This is a genomic window from Arthrobacter sp. efr-133-TYG-118 (assembly GCF_030209755.1).
In the GTDB taxonomy this organism is placed as follows: domain Bacteria; phylum Actinomycetota; class Actinomycetes; order Actinomycetales; family Micrococcaceae; genus Arthrobacter.
In genome coordinates this window covers 417231-433257 of the sequence record NZ_JARVRH010000004.1, presented here as the reverse complement: position 1 = coordinate 433257, position 16027 = coordinate 417231, and the positions used below count along the sequence as shown (strand labels likewise).

At 63.0% G+C, this 16027-nt stretch carries 13 protein-coding genes; 9 read left to right on the top strand and 4 right to left on the bottom strand.

Annotated features, from left to right (window positions below; genetic code table 11):
• Positions 1 to 4: 4 nt before the first annotated feature.
• From QRN59_RS04405 to bioB, 3 genes are read right to left on the bottom strand one after another with little or no spacing between them, the layout of a single operon-like run.
• On the bottom strand, positions 5 to 1315 hold the full coding sequence (locus QRN59_RS04405) for an adenosylmethionine--8-amino-7-oxononanoate transaminase (RefSeq protein ID WP_284981291.1): 1311 nt from the start codon (positions 1313 to 1315) through the stop codon (positions 5 to 7).
• Entirely contained in the window at positions 1312 to 1557 is a 246-nt protein-coding gene (gene bsaP / locus QRN59_RS24615) for a biotin synthase auxiliary protein BsaP (RefSeq protein ID WP_502871018.1), read from the bottom strand. Before bsaP ends, QRN59_RS04405 begins: the two co-directional genes overlap by 4 nt.
• Positions 1554 to 2582, bottom strand: coding sequence for a biotin synthase BioB (gene bioB, locus QRN59_RS04400; RefSeq protein WP_284981290.1), 1029 nt, complete (start codon positions 2580 to 2582; stop codon positions 1554 to 1556). The genes bsaP and bioB overlap by 4 nt, the downstream gene beginning before the upstream one ends.
• A 234-nt stretch (positions 2583 to 2816) precedes the next feature.
• On the opposite strand from bioB, the gene QRN59_RS04395 reads away from it, so the two are divergent.
• From QRN59_RS04395 to QRN59_RS04385, 3 genes are all read left to right on the top strand, one after another.
• A complete protein-coding gene (locus QRN59_RS04395; protein WP_284981289.1) occupies positions 2817 to 4568 on the top strand; it encodes a purine-cytosine permease family protein in 1752 nt (583 codons plus the stop codon).
• Positions 4569 to 4799: 231 nt separating this feature from the next.
• Positions 4800 to 5441: a DUF6318 family protein gene (locus tag QRN59_RS04390; protein ID WP_284981288.1), complete on the top strand. Its 642-nt coding sequence runs from the start codon at positions 4800 to 4802 to the stop codon at positions 5439 to 5441.
• Positions 5441 to 6352, top strand: coding sequence for a hypothetical protein (locus tag QRN59_RS04385; protein WP_284981287.1), 912 nt, complete (start codon positions 5441 to 5443; stop codon positions 6350 to 6352). Before QRN59_RS04390 ends, QRN59_RS04385 begins: the two co-directional genes overlap by 1 nt.
• Before the next feature lie 10 nt (positions 6353 to 6362).
• On the opposite strand, the gene QRN59_RS04380 is transcribed toward QRN59_RS04385, so the two are convergent.
• The gene (locus QRN59_RS04380; RefSeq protein ID WP_284981286.1) at positions 6363 to 7679 is read right to left on the bottom strand and encodes a helix-turn-helix domain-containing protein; all 1317 of its coding nucleotides are present in this window, start codon (positions 7677 to 7679) and stop codon (positions 6363 to 6365) included.
• Between the two features lie 182 nt (positions 7680 to 7861).
• On the opposite strand from QRN59_RS04380, the gene QRN59_RS04375 reads away from it, so the two are divergent.
• From QRN59_RS04375 to QRN59_RS04350, 6 genes are all read left to right on the top strand, one after another.
• Positions 7862 to 9652 (top strand): flavin-containing monooxygenase, encoded by a 1791-nt coding sequence (locus QRN59_RS04375; RefSeq protein ID WP_284981285.1) that lies wholly within the window; start codon positions 7862 to 7864, stop codon positions 9650 to 9652.
• Positions 9653 to 9665: 13 nt separating this feature from the next.
• Complete coding sequence (locus tag QRN59_RS04370; RefSeq protein ID WP_284981284.1) at positions 9666 to 10721, top strand: 2,3-butanediol dehydrogenase; 1056 nt, start codon at positions 9666 to 9668, stop codon at positions 10719 to 10721.
• 169 nt (positions 10722 to 10890) lie between these two features.
• On the top strand, positions 10891 to 11961 hold the full coding sequence (locus tag QRN59_RS04365; protein ID WP_284981283.1) for an alkene reductase: 1071 nt from the start codon (positions 10891 to 10893) through the stop codon (positions 11959 to 11961).
• A 279-nt stretch (positions 11962 to 12240) separates the two neighbouring features.
• Positions 12241 to 12939, top strand: a complete 699-nt coding sequence (locus tag QRN59_RS04360) for a GntR family transcriptional regulator (protein ID WP_284981282.1) — start codon at positions 12241 to 12243, stop codon at positions 12937 to 12939.
• Positions 12940 to 13087: 148 nt separating this feature from the next.
• Positions 13088 to 14797, top strand: a complete 1710-nt coding sequence (locus QRN59_RS04355; RefSeq protein ID WP_284981281.1) for an MFS transporter — start codon at positions 13088 to 13090, stop codon at positions 14795 to 14797.
• Between the two features lie 191 nt (positions 14798 to 14988).
• Positions 14989 to 16026 carry a sugar phosphate isomerase/epimerase family protein gene (locus tag QRN59_RS04350; RefSeq protein WP_284981280.1) on the top strand — a complete coding sequence of 346 codons (1038 nt, stop codon included), beginning with the start codon at positions 14989 to 14991 and terminating at the stop codon, positions 16024 to 16026.
• Position 16027: the final 1 nt, after the last annotated feature.

Below are 16027 nucleotides of genomic sequence, written 5' to 3'. Positions count from 1 at the left end.
CTGCTCATGGGCCGTGAACCTCGGCCAGGGCCGCCACCATACCTTCGGCCATCCGGCGGATCTCCTCGGCGGAACTGATGTATGGCGGCATCGCGTAGACAAGGTTCCGGAACGGCCGCACCCACACTCCGTGCCCGACGGCGGCACTCGTCACCGCGGCGACGTCCACTTCCGTGTTCAACTCGAGGACGCCGACGGCGCCGATCGTGCGGACCTCTTTGACGGCGTCGAACGCATTGGCGGCTTCGAGGCCGGCCGCGAGGCCCGAGCCGATCCGGGCCACATCGCTGCGCCAGGCACCGTCGTCGAGAATGCCCAAGCTCGCATTGGCCACCGAACACGCAAGCGGATTCCCCATGAACGTGGGCCCGTGCAGCAAGGCACCCGCACCGCCGCTCGAAACGCGGGCCGCCACCTCGCCCGTGCAGAGCATCGCGGCGAGCGTAAGGTAACCGCCTGTGAGGGCTTTGCCGACGCACATGATGTCCGGAACCACGCCGGCATGCCCCGCGGCGAACAGCTCACCAGTGCGGCCGAAGCCCGTGGCGATCTCGTCGAGGATCAAAAGGATCCCGTGCCGATCGGCGATGTCGCGGAGGATGCGCAGGCACTCGGCGGCGTAGATGAACATGCCGCCGGCGCCTTGAAGCACCGGCTCCACGATGATCGCGGCCAGTTCATTCGCATGTTCCGCCGCCAGGTCCTCGACGTGCGCCTGCCATTCCGCGATTTCCCGGGGTGGCGCGCCCACGGCGGGCGGTCTCGCGGCAAACACATTGGCAGCCAGCAGGCCGGGGAATGCCGAATGCATGCCGTCCACGGGGTCGCAGACGCCCATTGCCGCGAAGGTATCGCCGTGGTAACCGCCGCGGATGCTCAGGAACCGTTGCCTCTTGGGGAACCCCGAAGCGGTTTGGAACTGCACTGCCAGCTTGAGCGCCACCTCCACGGACACCGATCCCGAATCCGCCAGGAAAACCCGCTCCAACCGTGGCCGATCCGCCGCGGAAGGGGCCATGGCAACCAGCCGTTCGGCCAGTTCGACAGCGGGTTCATGGGTGAGGCCGCCGAACATCACATGGCTGAATGTGTCTAGTTGGCGCTTCGCCGCGGCGTCCAGGACAGGATTCCGGTAGCCGTGGATGACTGCCCACCAGGAGGACATGGCATCGAGCACCTCATGGCGTCGGCCGGTTTCGTCGCGGAGCCGCAGGGTCACGCCGTCGGCGTCTTCAACTTCCCACAACGGCAGCGTCCCCGACGCCGGAGCGTACGGATGCCAAAGGCTTGCCCGGTCGCGCTGGATGACGCTCATGGCGTGACCCGGCCGTGGCGCGAGCATTCAGCGGTCCAGCCGAGCGGCGTGACCTGTACTTTCATGCGGCGACGGCATTGGGCGCAATAGCGGGGAGGTTCCATCGCGAGGCGCTGCTGGCAGCTCTGGTGAGCGTCCGACGTCGGGCGCTCGCCTTGGGTTGCCGGTCCGCCTTGCCGGGCGGGCTCGCCGCAGTGCCCGCAGAAGCTTGCAGTGTCGGTGTTTGGAACGGTCGTGCTCACAGCGACTTCTGGAGTTCCTTGATGGGCATGTTCAGCTCGACGAGGAGGTTGAGGTCCGCGTCGGCAGGACGGCCCAGAGTGGTGAGGTAATTGCCGACGATGACCGCGTTGATGCCGCCCATGAGGCCTTCGCGGGTGCCGAGGTCGCCCAGGGTGAGTTCGCGCCCGCCGGCGTAACGCAGCACAGTCCGGGGCATGGCGAGGCGGAACGCCGCGATCGCGCGAAGAGCGTCTTTGCCGTCCATGATTCCCTGGTTTTCGAGGGGCGTCCCGGGGCGCGGATTGAGGAAGTTCAGCGGGACTTCATGGGGTTCGAGGGCAGCGAGCTGGCTGGCGAGTTCGGCTCGCTGGGCGGTAGTTTCGCCCATGCCGATCAGGGCTCCGCAGCAAAGTTCCATCCCGGCCGCCTTGACCATGTTGCAGGTGTCGAGGCGCTCCTCGTAGCTGTGGGTAGTGACGACTTCGGGGAAGTAGCTCCGCGCGGTTTCGAGGTTGTGGTTGTAGCGGTGGACGCCCCACTCGGCGAGTTGGTCCACTTGGCGCTGGGTGAGCATGCCCAAAGAACAGGCGATGTTGATGTCCACTTCCGCGTTGATGCGGTCGATCGCGAACTTGATCTGGTTCATGAGCTTGATGTCGGGGCCGCGGACGGCAGCAACGATGCAGAACTCGGTGGCCCCGGTAGCAGCGGTTTCCTTGGCGGCCTTCACGAGCTCGGGAATGTCGAGCCAGACGCCTCGGACCGGGCTGTCGAACAGGCCCGATTGGCTGCAGAAGTGGCAGTCCTCAGGACATCCTCCGGTCTTGATGGAGATGATTCCCTCTACTTCCACATCCTCGCCGCAGTGCTCGAGGCGGACTTCGTGGGCAAGCTGGAGGGCTTCGGGGATGGCCTCGTCCGGAAGTTCCAGGATCTCGAGCAGCTGGGATTCGCTGAGGCCTTCGCCGTTCGCGAGGACTTGCTCGCGGGCTGTTTCCAGAATCGGATAGGTGGACGTACGCCTTGGGTTTGGCTGGGTGGTCATGGTGCTCCTCGGCCGTTACTTGCGGGGGATAGTGCATTCCTTCATGACGGTAGTGGGCCTGTGGGGTCGTGATTTTGTTGGACGTCCACAAACCCGGAGCTGCAATCTTGGCGGCCGACTCGCTGGATAAGTTACAGCGCGGAAACATCGTGGAGACTCGGTGGTTTCATCCCGCCGATAGCGTCAAGGCCATGTTCAGAGGGGAAACATGTCCAGAGAAAGAAAGTTGCGGGGATGACTGACGATTCGAAGACAACGCAAGTGCTTGAACCCCCGACGGCGGGCCGCTCACCGGAGGGGCTCGCCGTCGTCGAACCTTCCGAGACGCTAGGCGCCGGGAGCCGCACGACGGGTAATGCCGATGCGATGAGTGCAGCGAAGGAGAGCCTGGAGGACTACACCCTCAGGTTCGCACCACGGTCCTACCGCAAGTGGGGTGCGGGCGTGGTCGCGACGAGTGCGCTCGGTGGAATCGCCTATTTGGCGGATTTCTCTATCGGCGCGAATATCGGTATTTCTTATGGCACCGTGAATGCTATTTTCGGAATTGTGGTGGCGGCCGTCGTCATTTTCGCCACCGGATTTCCCTTGGCATACTACGCGGCGCGCTACAACATCGACCTTGACCTCATCACACGAGGATCCGGATTCGGCTATTACGGCTCGGTTGTCACCAACGTTATTTTCGCGACCTTCACGTTCATCTTCTTCGCGCTCGAGGGATCCATCATGGCGCAAGGCCTGGAACTTGGGCTGGGCATCCCGCAGTGGCTCGGCTATGCGGCGTCCACGCTTATTGTCATTCCCTTGGTGATTTACGGGATGAAAGCCTTGTCCAAATTGCAGGTGTGGACCACCCCGTTGTGGCTCCTGCTCATGGTGGTTCCCGTGGGGTATTTGGTGATTTCGCACCCGGACAGCATCGGGGAATTCTTTGCGTTCACGGGCAAATCCGGGGCTGAAGGCACCAACCTGGCCTCCGTGATGCTGGCCGCAGGCGTCTGCCTGTCGCTCATGGCGCAGATCGCGGAACAGATTGATTACTTGCGGTTCATGCCGCCCAAGACCGCGGAGAATAGGGTCGCGTGGTGGCGAGCCGTGATCCTGGCCGGTCCGGGTTGGGTGATCTTCGGCGCGATCAAGCAGATCGTGGGCATGTTCATTGCCATATACCTGATCGCCACCCTGGATCCGGCCGCCTCCGTCCACGCGAACGAGCCCGTGCACCAATTCCTTGGCGTCTACCAGGAAATGATGCCGGCCTGGCTGGCCATGACCTTGGCCGTGGTGCTCGTGGTCATTTCGCAAATCAAGATCAACGTGACCAACGCCTACTCCGGCTCGCTCGCGTGGACCAACAGCTTCACGCGTATCACCAAGAGCTACCCGGGGCGGATGGTGTTTGTGGTGGTCAACCTGGTGATCGCGCTAGTGCTGATGGAAGCCAACATGTTCGAATTCCTCAATACCATCCTTGGTTTCTACGCGAATTGCGCCATGGCGTGGGTGGTTACGGTGGCGTCCGATATTGCCATCAACAAATACTTGCTCAAGATTTCGCCGAAGGTTCCCGAGTTCCGCCGCGGCATGCTTTACGCAGTCAACCCGGTCGGCTTTATCTCGATGCTGGTTTCGGCCACTGTATCGATTGCCGTGTTCTTCGGTGCTTTTGGTTCGGCTGTCCAGCCATACTCGCCGATTTTCGCCGTCGGGCTGGCGCTTGTGCTGCCGTCGGCGCTGGCCATGTTGACCCGCGGGAAGTACTACCTGCGCCGTTCCGACGACGGAATCGATCTGCCCATGTTCGACGCCGACGGCAACCCGAGCGACGCCAGGCTTTTGTGCCACGTGACGGGCCTGGAGTTCGAGCGTCCCGACATGGTCCGGTCAGCCCAGGATGGGCCCGACGGCGAGCCGCAGTTCATCTCTTCGCTCGCCTTGTCGACGGACAAATCGGGGGAGTTGGTCCTGCCGGCCCAGAGGTAGGCGCGAAGGTAGAGGCTCCATAGGCCTCGACGACGGATGGGCGGCCTGGCCGCGGTCCCGTCGTCGAGGCCTTTGGTTTGTGCTTGTTGTGCTTAGCGTGCTGCGCCGCGCTGGTGAAGCGATGCGGGGTAGTGAAGCGGAGCCTGTGGATAACTTTCCCGCCAAGATGGGGAAGTAAGCTACCATTTTGGGAAACGTTTAGTCTTGAAAACTATTTGGGGATAGCAAACCATGACTCCACGCACTTCGTTTTCTGCCCGCACCCGCCTTTTCGTCATTGCCACCTTTGCAGCGGCACTGACCCTCACTGCCTGTGGGAACACTCCCGAGCCGCAGGCCGGACAATCTGCGTCATCTACGGGTTCTGCAAGTGCCACTGTTTCGCCCTCTCCGACGCCTGCGTACAAACCCGCCGACGCCAAGGGCAAGGCCGAGAACGTGCCCGTTCCGGTGCTGCCGGAGGCCGCGAAGGCGAATAGCAAAGAAGGCGTGGAGGCGTTTGCTAGGTACTGGTATGACCTGCTCAATTACGGCTTTGAGACCGGCCGATTGGGACCCATCAAAGAAGTAACAAGCTCGACCTGTGCGATGTGCAGCAAGGTCTTTCCAGGGATCGAGAAATGGAGCTCCGAAGGTCGATGGATTGTTGGAAGCAAAATCCAGGTTCAGGCCGTCACGTCGAAGTTCGCGGCCACGGTTAGCGGGGAGTACCAAGTGACGGTACAGTCCCGGCAATCGGCCGGAATCCTGCACAATTCCGACGGGACCGTCGGGCAGAATGTTGCGGAATCCGGCGTTCTCGGTGATCTGGTTATCGCTAAATACGTTGATGGAAAATGGTTCGCTTCGAACGTCGACCGATTGGGTAGCTAGTGGCTACCTTGATCTGGGGTGCAACCCGGAGTCTGATCAGCTCGTGCCTTGTTGCGGTGGGCGTGTTCGTCGCCTCGCCTGCACGTGCTGAACAGGGCGATTCAGATATTTCGTGGGGTCAACGCGGGATCGGTGTTTGGAGATATGACTCTGGCAGCGGGTCGTGGGTGGATTTGCCAGCGGGTGGAGTTGCGGATCCTAAGCAGTACAAGTTCGAGTTGCTTTGCCTCGACAGCGGCCAGAACAATTTTGACAAAGCGTGTCTCGCGGGGGCAGTGGAATGCAAGGAGGGAGAGAACGGGAAGCCAGTCCGCTGGTTCGAGTCGCTCAAGGCCTTCGATCCACCGGCATGGACTGCCATACGGCCGGATCGTTGCCTCTATTCAGAAAAGCCTACAGACGTCCTGGAGAAAATTGCTGCCCAGATACAGTCGAAATTTGAGCAACTTCCGATCTCTCCCGCCGCATCTGGCATACAGCCATTTCCACATACGCTAAAGGGGGCCGAAACCAACTTCTACGCTGAGGCCTCGGCACAGACTTTTACTGTAGACATGCTAGGGCAGAAAGTGGTCATAAAGGCCGAACCGGTCGAATACAAATGGGATTATGGTGACGGTGCAACATTCGGGCCCGGGCCAACTATGGGTGGTCCACTTCCGGAAGAAAGATGGGGCGAAAAGACGCGCACTAGCCATGCTTACACCGGGACAGATGACTACTGGGTTGCGTTGACCACCACCTTCCGCGGCACCTACTCCGTGAATGGTGGCCCGAACATGCCGATTCCCGGCACAGGACACTTCGCGTCGCCGCCACAAAAGGTCAGCGTCTGGAGGTCGATCACGCGCAACTACGCCGACAACTGCATCGTGAACCCGCGTGGCGAGGGCTGCCCGGGCGTCCCCTAACGCGAAGTGCCTACGTCCGAAGTTCCCTGTCGATCCGGTCCATTTGTGCCCGCACTAGCTGGAACCGTGAATCACCCGGAGTCATGAGCCTCGCCAAGGTCATCGCGGCTTTGGAATCGTCCGAGCCCATGTCCGTGGAACACCAACGGCTGATCAGCTCCGCGTCGCCGCTTGCCCGAACCGACGCGGCGACGGCCTGGTCCAGCTCGTCGCGCATCAGCTCTATGGCCATGGTCGCTGAACGGTTCAGGATGCGCCCGGAGTACGCGACCACGGCATCGTGCACCCGCCCGGCCCGCAAATGCTCGGCAACCAGCATGGCATCGGTCCCCACTGTCACGCCAGGGGAAAAACGGTACGGATTCGCTTCCACCACATTGCCGAGCAACGCCCGGATCCGGTGCATCTCCGTCCGGATGGCGGTGGCGGCACCATCTTCGCCATGCAGCTGGTATGCGAGCTCGTCGGCGCTCCACCCCTGCGTCCTGGAAGCGAGCAACGCCAGGATTTCCGCACGGCGCAGCGTCACCGGAAGCGGGCGGCCGCCGTCGAGCTCTGCTGTCGGCTTGTCGCCCAGCAGCCGCAAGAAGAGCGTTGAAGCGGAACCGGCACGGGGGAGCCCGACGGCGGCGAGCCGACTCGGGTCTGCCGGCGGGCCTTCCGAACGCAAGAGTTCCTCCGCAAGCCGGACGCCGCAACGCACCATCCGGAGGCTGTCCGGTGTCACCGAATCGATCGGCCCCGAAACATCCAGGATCCCGACAATGTCCCCGGTGAAGGGGTCGCGGATGGGCGCTGCCGTGCACGCCCAATCGTGGTGGGTCCGGACGAGGTGCTCGGCGGAGAAAAGTTGGGCGGGGTTCCCGGAGATGAGGGCTTCGCTGATGGCGTTGGTGCCGACTCCCGCCTCGGACCAATCGGCGCCCTCCACGAATTCGAGGGAATCGGCTTGCCGCAGCGCGGAACCACTGCCGATTCTCCAGAGCACCTCGCCGAAATGGTCGGTGACGATCAGCAAGTGCCGGCCCGCGGCGGACTCATCGGCAAGCAACTGTGAAAGAGCCGGAACCACGCCGGCCAGGCGGTGTCCTGCCCCGAGCGAACGGGCTTCAGCAACTTCGTGGCGATGGGCCGGGCTGTGCCGATCGGGGTTGATGCCCAGTGCGATGGACCGCTGCCAAGACTCCACGAGGGACGCAGGCAGGAGGGGATGCGGGGTGCCGGACAACGCAGCTTCGTGGGCGGTGCGGAGCGTCTTTGCGTACTCCAGCGGCGAGGAGAAACGCAGCCCCGGATCCGGGATCAGCGCGTTCGGGCCGTGACGCATGCGCAAACTCCCAACTCGCCATTGAATCGCTGGATCGAACGGCCCAAACCCGCATGGGAACAGGGGAGGAGCCCGTGTCACCCGATTGTAACCCCCCGCGGCATCTACTTGTGATGCGAGTCACTCTCCGGATTGCGATGGAGCCGGGAGTTGGCTCATCGTCAGCGATGGAAAGAGGAGAAATGCCTGAGACCGCAAACGGCATAGCCGAGGCTTGGCTGGCGCAGTTCGATGAGGCGCTGCGCAGCAACAACACCGAGGCTGCACTGGGACTGTTCGAGGACGAATCGTATTGGCGCGATTTCGTTTCCTTCACCTGGAACTTGAAGACCCTCGAGGGCAAGCCAGAGATCAAGCGCATGCTGGACGCCACGCTCCCGCACGTGCAGCCAAGGAACTGGAAACTTGCCGAAGATGCCACCGGCGACGCAGACAACACCGAAGCCTGGCTCGACTTTGAAACTGGGCAGGCTCGTGGCCACGCGCACCTTCGGCTGCGGAACGGCAAGTGCTGGACCCTGCTCACGACGATGCAGGAACTTAAGGGTTTCGAGGAAAAGAAGGGACCCAACCGCGAGCAAGGTGTGGCCCACCACATCAGCAAGGGCCGCAAATCCTGGCTCGAACTCAAGGAAGAGCGGGAAGCAAAGCTGGGCTACGAGGAGCAGCCCAACACTGTCATCATCGGCGGCGGCCAGGGCGGGATCGGCCTCGGAGCGCGGCTGCGCAGGCTAGGAGTGTCTACCATCATCGTTGAGAAGAACGAACGCCCGGGCGACTCTTGGCGCAACCGCTACAAGTCGCTGCACTTGCACGACCCTGTCTGGTACGACCACCTGCCCTACATAAAGTTCCCGGACGACTGGCCCGTCTTCGCCGCCAAGGACAAGATCGGCGATTGGCTGGAGCACTATACCCGCATCATGGAACTGAACTACTGGTCCAAGACCGAGTGCACCAACGCCCGTTGGGACGCGGATCGCGGCGAGTGGGAAGTCAGCGTTATGCGCGACGGCGAACCAGTCACCTTGCGTCCGAAGCAGTTGGTGTTCGCCTTGGGCGTCTCCGGCTACCCGAACGTCCCCGTGTTTGACGGCGCTGAGAGCTTCCTCGGGCAGCAATACCATTCCTCCAAGCACCCCGGCGGCGGAGACTGGACGGGCAAGAAGGCCGTAGTGATTGGCTCGAACAACTCGGCCCACGATATCTGCGCGGACCTCTGGGAACACGGCGCCGAGGTCACCATGGTCCAGCGCTCGTCCACACACATCGCCCGGAGTGAGTCCCTGATGGACCTTGCCCTCGGCGATCTCTACTCGGAAAAGGCACTCGCCAACGGAGTCACCACCGAGAAAGCCGACCTCCTCTTCGCTTCCTTGCCGTACCGGATCCTGCCGGAGGCCCAGATCCCGGTCTACCAGCAGATGGCAGAGCGGGACGCCGAGTTCTACTCCCAGCTCGAGGCGGCGGGATTCGACCTCGACTTTGGAGTGGACGGCTCTGGCCTGTTCCTGAAGTACTTGCGGCGCGGCTCCGGCTACTACATCGATGTCGGCGCATCCCAGCTGATCATCGACGGACACGTGAAACTCGCGAACGGGCAGGTCTGCAAGATCACCGGCAACGCCGTCGTGATGGACGACGGCACCGAGCTCGAGGCCGACGTCATCATCTACGCCACGGGCTACGGATCCATGAACGGCTGGCTCGCCGATCTTGTCTCGACCGAGGTGGCGGACGCCGTCGGGAAATGCTGGGGATTCGGTTCCGACACACCCAAGGACCCGGGCCCCTGGGAAGGGGAACTTCGCAACATGTGGAAGCCCACCAACGTGCAGAACCTCTGGATCCACGGCGGAAACCTGCACCAAAGCCGGCACTACTCCACCTACCTGGCACTGCAGCTCAAGGCCAGGGCTGAAGGCTTGCCGACCCCGGTGTACGAGCTCCAGCCATCGCACCACACGCGCTGAAAGGCGGAATTCCATGAAAGCTGCACGATTCCACGGCCGAAACGACCTGCGGGTGGAGGACATTCCCGAAACCACGCTCGGGCCCGGCGCCGTAAAGATTGGCATTGCCTGGTGCGGGATCTGCGGAACAGACCTGCACGAATTCCTGGAAGGTCCCATCTTCATTCCGCATGCCGGCCACCCGCACCCGCTGGCAGGCGAGGACTTGCCCGTGACGATGGGGCACGAGTTCTCCGGCACGGTCGAGGAGTTGGGCGACGGTGTTGTCGGCTTCGCGGTGGGGGACGGTGTGGTGGTGGAGCCCTACTTCGTGTGCGATGAGTGTGGCCCGTGCAAAGCCGGGAACTACAACCTGTGCACCCGTATGGGATTCATCGGCCTCGCAGGAGGCGGCGGTGGTCTCAGCGAGAAGATCGTCGTGGACGCACGCTGGGTCCACCCAGTGGGCGACATCCCGCTGGACGAAGCCGCACTCATTGAACCTTTGTCGGTGGCCTATCACGCCGTCTCGCGGGCGGACCTGACGGCGCGTGCGGTCGCCGTCGTCGGGGGTGCCGGACCCATCGGGCTTCTGACCGCGGCGGTGCTGAAGGGACTCGGCGTCACCACGATCGTCACGGAGCTCTCCGCAGCCCGGAAGGACAAAGCGCTGTCCTCGGGCGTTGCGGACTATCTTGTTGATCCGAGCGAAGAGGACGTCAAAGCGCGGGTACTGGAATTGACTGACGGGGCCGGTGCGGACGCTGCCTTCGAATGTGCGGGCGTGAACGCCGTCCTGGACACGATGCTGGATGTCGTGAGGCCTGCCGGGGTGGTGGTCAACGTGTCCATCTGGGGCAGTCCGGCCACTGTGGATATGCAGAAGATCGTGCTCAAGGAGATCGACCTCAGGGGAACCATTGCGTATCGCGGAGATCATGCCGCTGCGATCCAACTTGTGCAGGAGGGCAAAGTGGACCTCAAACCGTTCATCACGGGTCGCATCGCGCTGGAAGACCTGGTGGACAAGGGCTTCGATACCCTGATCAACCACAACGACACCGCTGTGAAGATCATCGTGCACCCCTAGTTTCCGCTTCCTTCTGCGGCAAAACACGCAGCGTTCGACGGCGGCACCCGGCCTTTCTGCGGAAGGTGGGGCGCCGCCGTCGTCGTGTGATCCCCGTCTCAACAGGAATAGTTGCAGGCGCGCGGCAGTTGCCGCCAGTGGACCTGTTCCCGTTTGAAAGGCACTGCCCATGTTGTTTTCCCCTTTGACTCTCGGCGAGATTGAACTTCCCAACCGCTTGGTCATGGCGCCGCTGACCCGCCTCCGTTCGGGCATCGAGGGTGTTCCCGGCCCGCTGGTTGCGGAACACTACCGGCAGCGTGCTTCCCTCGGGCTGATCGTCAGCGAGGGCACCTACCCCACGCCGGCAGGCCAGTCCTACCCGGGGCAGCCCGGCCTCGTCACGGAGGAACAGCTCGCGGGCTGGAAGAAGGTGACCGACGCTGTCCATGCCGAGGGCGGCCGGATTTTCGCCCAGGTCATGCACGGTGGCCGCGTTTCCCACGCGGACATCACCGGTGGTCACGAGATCGTGGCACCCAGTGCCGTGGCCATCGACGGCGAAGTCCGCACGCCTAACGGCAAGAAGCCGTACCCGGTGCCGCGCGAACTGAGCACCGATGAGCTTCCCTCGGTAATCCAGGAAATCGTCACGGCATCCCGGAACGCCGTCGAGGCCGGATTCGACGGCGTTGAGCTGCACTCTGCGAATGGCTACCTGCTGCACGAATTCCTGGCACCCAACACCAACATCCGCACGGACAGCTACGGCGGCTCCCCGGAAAACCGTGCACGCTTCGTGATCGAGACCGTCAACGCGGTGGTTGAAGCCTTGGGCGCCAACAGGGTCGGCATCCGGATTTCCCCGGAGCACTCGGTCCAGGGGATCGCCGAGACCGACCCCGCCGATGTCCGCGCCACCTATGAAGTCCTGGTGGACACCATCGCCTCGCTCAACCTCGCCTACCTCAGCATCCTCCACCATGAGCCCAAGGGCGAGCTTGTCCAGGACCTGCGCGAGCGTTTCAACGGCACGTTCCTGGTGAACACCGGCTTCGGTGAAGTGACCACACTGGATGAAGCCGTGGCACTTGTGGCCGACGGTCACGCCGACGCCGTCGTAGTCGGCCGCCCCGCCATCGCCAACCCGGACCTCGCGCGCAGGTGGCGTGACGGGCTTCCGCTCAACGAGCCGGATCCGTCCACGTTCTATGGTGAAGGCGCCAAGGGGTACACCGACTACCCGTTCTACGCCAACTAGAACCCCCGAAACCCCGACGGCGGCACCTGCGAAAGGTGCCGCCGTCGCGGTTTAAGGCTCTTGCGGCTCTCGTCTTCCCGATTTCCGTGCCACGGCGACGGATTCTGCTGGATCATTCGAGGTGGCACGTTCCGGAGACCCCGGAATCACGGGGAATTCTCCTCATGCTCGGGGAATGATCCAGCAGAATGCGACGCGCCGATCGTGCGGGAGAGGCTTCCGGGCCGGACCAGAGCGTCCGAAGCCGCCACACAAGGACCATTCCTATAGGATTTGTCTATGAAACTCGCTTCCTCACGGGACCGCGCCCCCGGCCGACCCGTCAGCCGCCAGGTTCTCGCCGACCACGTCTACGAGGAACTTCTCGCCTGGCTCATGGACGGCCGGCTCGAACCGGGAGCCGCGGTCAGCATCGACGGCACGGCACGGGAATTGGACGTTTCCCCGACTCCTGTGCGTGAGGCGCTGGCGAGGCTGGAGCACACAGGCATGGTCCGCCGAGTTGCCCTTAAGGGTTACAGGGTGGCCCCGGTCTTCACGCGCGAAGATTTTGCGGAGCTCATGGAGGCCCGGCTCGCGATTGAGCCAGTGAATGCCCGGCTGGCGTGCAGTCGGATCACCCCAGAGGGTTTGGCGGACTTGCGAGGGGCCGTGAAGGACCTGGAGACGGCTCCCCGGGGCCCTTCTTTCATGGAATTCCGGGACTATCTCGAGGCTGATGAGCGCTTCCATAAGCTGATCGCCGAGCAGTCCGGCAACCAATTCATGCTTGCCGCCTACACCGCGCTGGGGGGCCAGGTCCAGCGGTTCCGGCTGTTCGGGGGAGTAGGTATCACGGATGCAGAACAGGCCATTGCGGAACACCAAGCCGTGCTCGAGGCGCTAGCGAGCGGCGACCCGGAACAGGCCGCAGCAGCCATGGCAGACCATGTGCACAAGGTCCGGGCCCGGGCTATTGCCGACGCGCCCGCTGACTAAGCTGCCGTCTGGCACCCGGCGGCCCGGGAGGAACAGAACCACGGGCAAAGTTGTCGCCACCGGGAGGTTCCCCGTGCCACCCCCGGGTTTAGGGTTTTTAGTGAAGTAACAATCCCGAAGCGGCCCCGGGCCGGAAGGGGTGGTTGTGATGGCAACAAAGACCCAAATCGCCAGGGGCAAACGCCAGGCCCGCATGGAGCGCGCGATTGCCAGCCCGCACTACAAGTGGATAGTCCTGATCAACGCCACGCTGGGCGTGCTGATGGCGACCATCAATTCCTCCATCATGCTGATCGCCCTGCCTGACATATTCCGTGGCATCCAGGTCGAACCGTTGGCCCCGGGCAACACGAGCATGCTGTTGTGGCTGGTCATGGGCTACATGGTGGTCACGGCGGTGTTGGTGGTGACCTTTGGCCGGCTCGGCGATATGCACGGCAGGGTGAAAATGTACAACGCCGGCTTCGGCATCTTCACCGTGTTCTCCATACTGTTGTCCCTCACCTGGCTTTCCGGCACCGCGGGCGTTCTCTGGCTGATCATCATGCGGGTCCTGCAGGGCGTCGGCGGCGCCATGTTGATGGCCAATTCCACGGCCATCATCACCGACGTCTTCGAGATCGACCAGCGCGGTCTGGCATTGGGCCTGAACCAGGTGGCCGGCATCGCAGGGTCTTTCCTGGGCCTGATCATCGGCGGGCTGCTGGGTCCGCTGGACTGGAGGTTGGTGTTCCTTGTCTCCGTGCCGGTGGGGCTGGCGGGCACCGTCTGGGCCTACCTGAGCCTGCATGACACGGGGATCAGGCAGCCCGCGAAACTGGACTGGTGGGGCAACGCAACGTTCGCGGTGGGTCTGGTCGCCGTGCTGGTAGGCATCACTTACGGCATCCAGCCGTACGGCGGGAACACCATGGGCTGGACCAACCCATGGGTGCTCGCAGAGCTGATAGGAGGCGCCGCGGTGCTGGCAGTGTTCTGCTGGGTGGAGATGAGGATTGAAGAGCCGATGTTCCATCTGGCACTGTTCCGTATCCGTGCCTTCACCGCCGGAAACCTGGCCTCCCTGATGTCCGGGATCGGCCGGGGCGGCCTGATGTTCATCCTGATCATATGGTTGCAAGGGATCTGGCTGCCCCAGCACGGTTACAGCTTTGAAACCACGCCGCTCTGGGCCGGGATCTACATGCTGCCCCTTACCGCGGGGTTCCTGATCGCTGGCCCGGTCTCCGGCTGGCTATCCGACCGACACGGGGCCAGGTTGCTGGCCACTTTGGGCATGGTGGTGGCAGCGGCCAGCTTCCTGTGGTTGCTGGTGCTGCCTGTGAACTTCACCTACTTGCCCTTCTCGCTGGCATTGTTGGTCAACGGCCTGGGCATGGGATTGTTCGCCGCGCCCAACCGGGCCGGCATCATGAACGCGCTGCCGCCCAACCGCCGCGGCGTGGGCGCAGGCATGAGCACAACGTTCCAAAACTCGGCCATGGTGCTCTCCATCGGTATTTTCTTTTGGCTCATGATCACCGGGCTGGCGAGGACGCTGCCGCAGACTCTGACCTCAGGGCTGACGGCACACGGGGTGGCTGCCGCCGACGCCGCAAAGGTCGCCCAATTGCCGCCGGTGTCTGTGCTGTTCTCCTCCTTGCTGGGCTACAACCCCGTGCAGACACTCCTCGGACCGAAAGTGCTGAGCGCCCTCCCGGCCAAGGACGCGGCCTTCCTGACCGGCCGCTCCTTCTTCCCGAGCCTGATTTCCGGCCCGTTCGCCGAAGGACTGGCCGTGGCGTTCGCCTTTGCCATTGCCGCGTGCCTGGTGGCCGCCTTTGCCTCGGCCCTGCGCGGCGGCAAGTCGCTTTCCTAGGCCACTCAAACGTGCGCTGGAGCGCTGACCCTCTTCACAAACATATGTAAGACATATAGGATCTTCGATGACGCGCGGCGCGGGGGCGGGAAGGTCGGGGCCAGCCCGCGGAAGTCCAAATAAATATGTTGACAGTCTTGCTTAGATAGTAAATCCTATAGGAAACAGGATTCCACGAAGGAGTGAAAACTATGGCTTACACCGCCGAAACCTGGCCCATCACCGCGGCCCTGCTCCAGTTCCCCGGCACTGACGCCACGGGACAGCACATCAACGACGCCGACGCATCCTCTTGGGCCGAGGTTCTGCAGGAAGTCAAGGACGCAGGTTTCGCCAACGCAGACCTCACGGACAGCTGGGTCCGCCCGGGGGACCTCAGTAAGGAACGCCTCGCCGAGTTCAAACAGACCGCAGAGCACGTTGGCATTGGCATCCCGGTCATCTCGGCCATCCGCCGCAGCGTCATCCACGCCCGCGACTGGGCCGAGAACCTGGCGTACAGCCACCGAACCATCGACGCCGCAGCCGAACTAGGCTGCGAGGTTGTTTCCTTCGGACTCCACCAGGCCATCACCGCCGAGCAGCAAAAGCAGCTGTGGTTCTGGACGGTGGAGGGCTACAAGGATCCGGTCGGGGACAAGGACGCCTGGGGCAACGCGGTCACACGCTTGCGGGAACTCGGTGAGCACGCCGCGGAAGCCGGCATCCTCCTATCCCTCGAAATGTACGAGGACACCTACCTCGGCACTGCCGATTCCTCGGTCCAGCTGGTCCAGGACATCGGGCTCGCCAACGTAGGCCTCAACCCGGACCTCGGCAACCTGATCCGCCTCCACCGTCCCATCGAGGACTGGCGCGAGATGGTGGCCAAGACCTTGCCGTACTCCAACTACTGGCACATGAAGAACTACATCCGCGACGAAGACGTGGCCCGCGACAGCTACATCACCATGCCTGCGCCCATGGAGAGCGGCCTTATCAACTACCGCGAAGCCTTCAAGCTCGCGCTCTCGGTGGGCTTCCAGGGCATCCTGTGCACCGAGCACTATGGCGGCGACGGGCTCAGCGTCACGGCGAGCAACCAGGAATACCTCCGGCGCCAGGTCCTTCCGAAGACCGAGAACTACGTCCTCGGCCAGAGCCAGGTCGCCCAGGGCCGGCAGCAGCCTTCCGGTCGGACCGAGTCCGGGTCCACCCAACCAGTAGCCTCCCAACTGGCTGGCGTCTAGA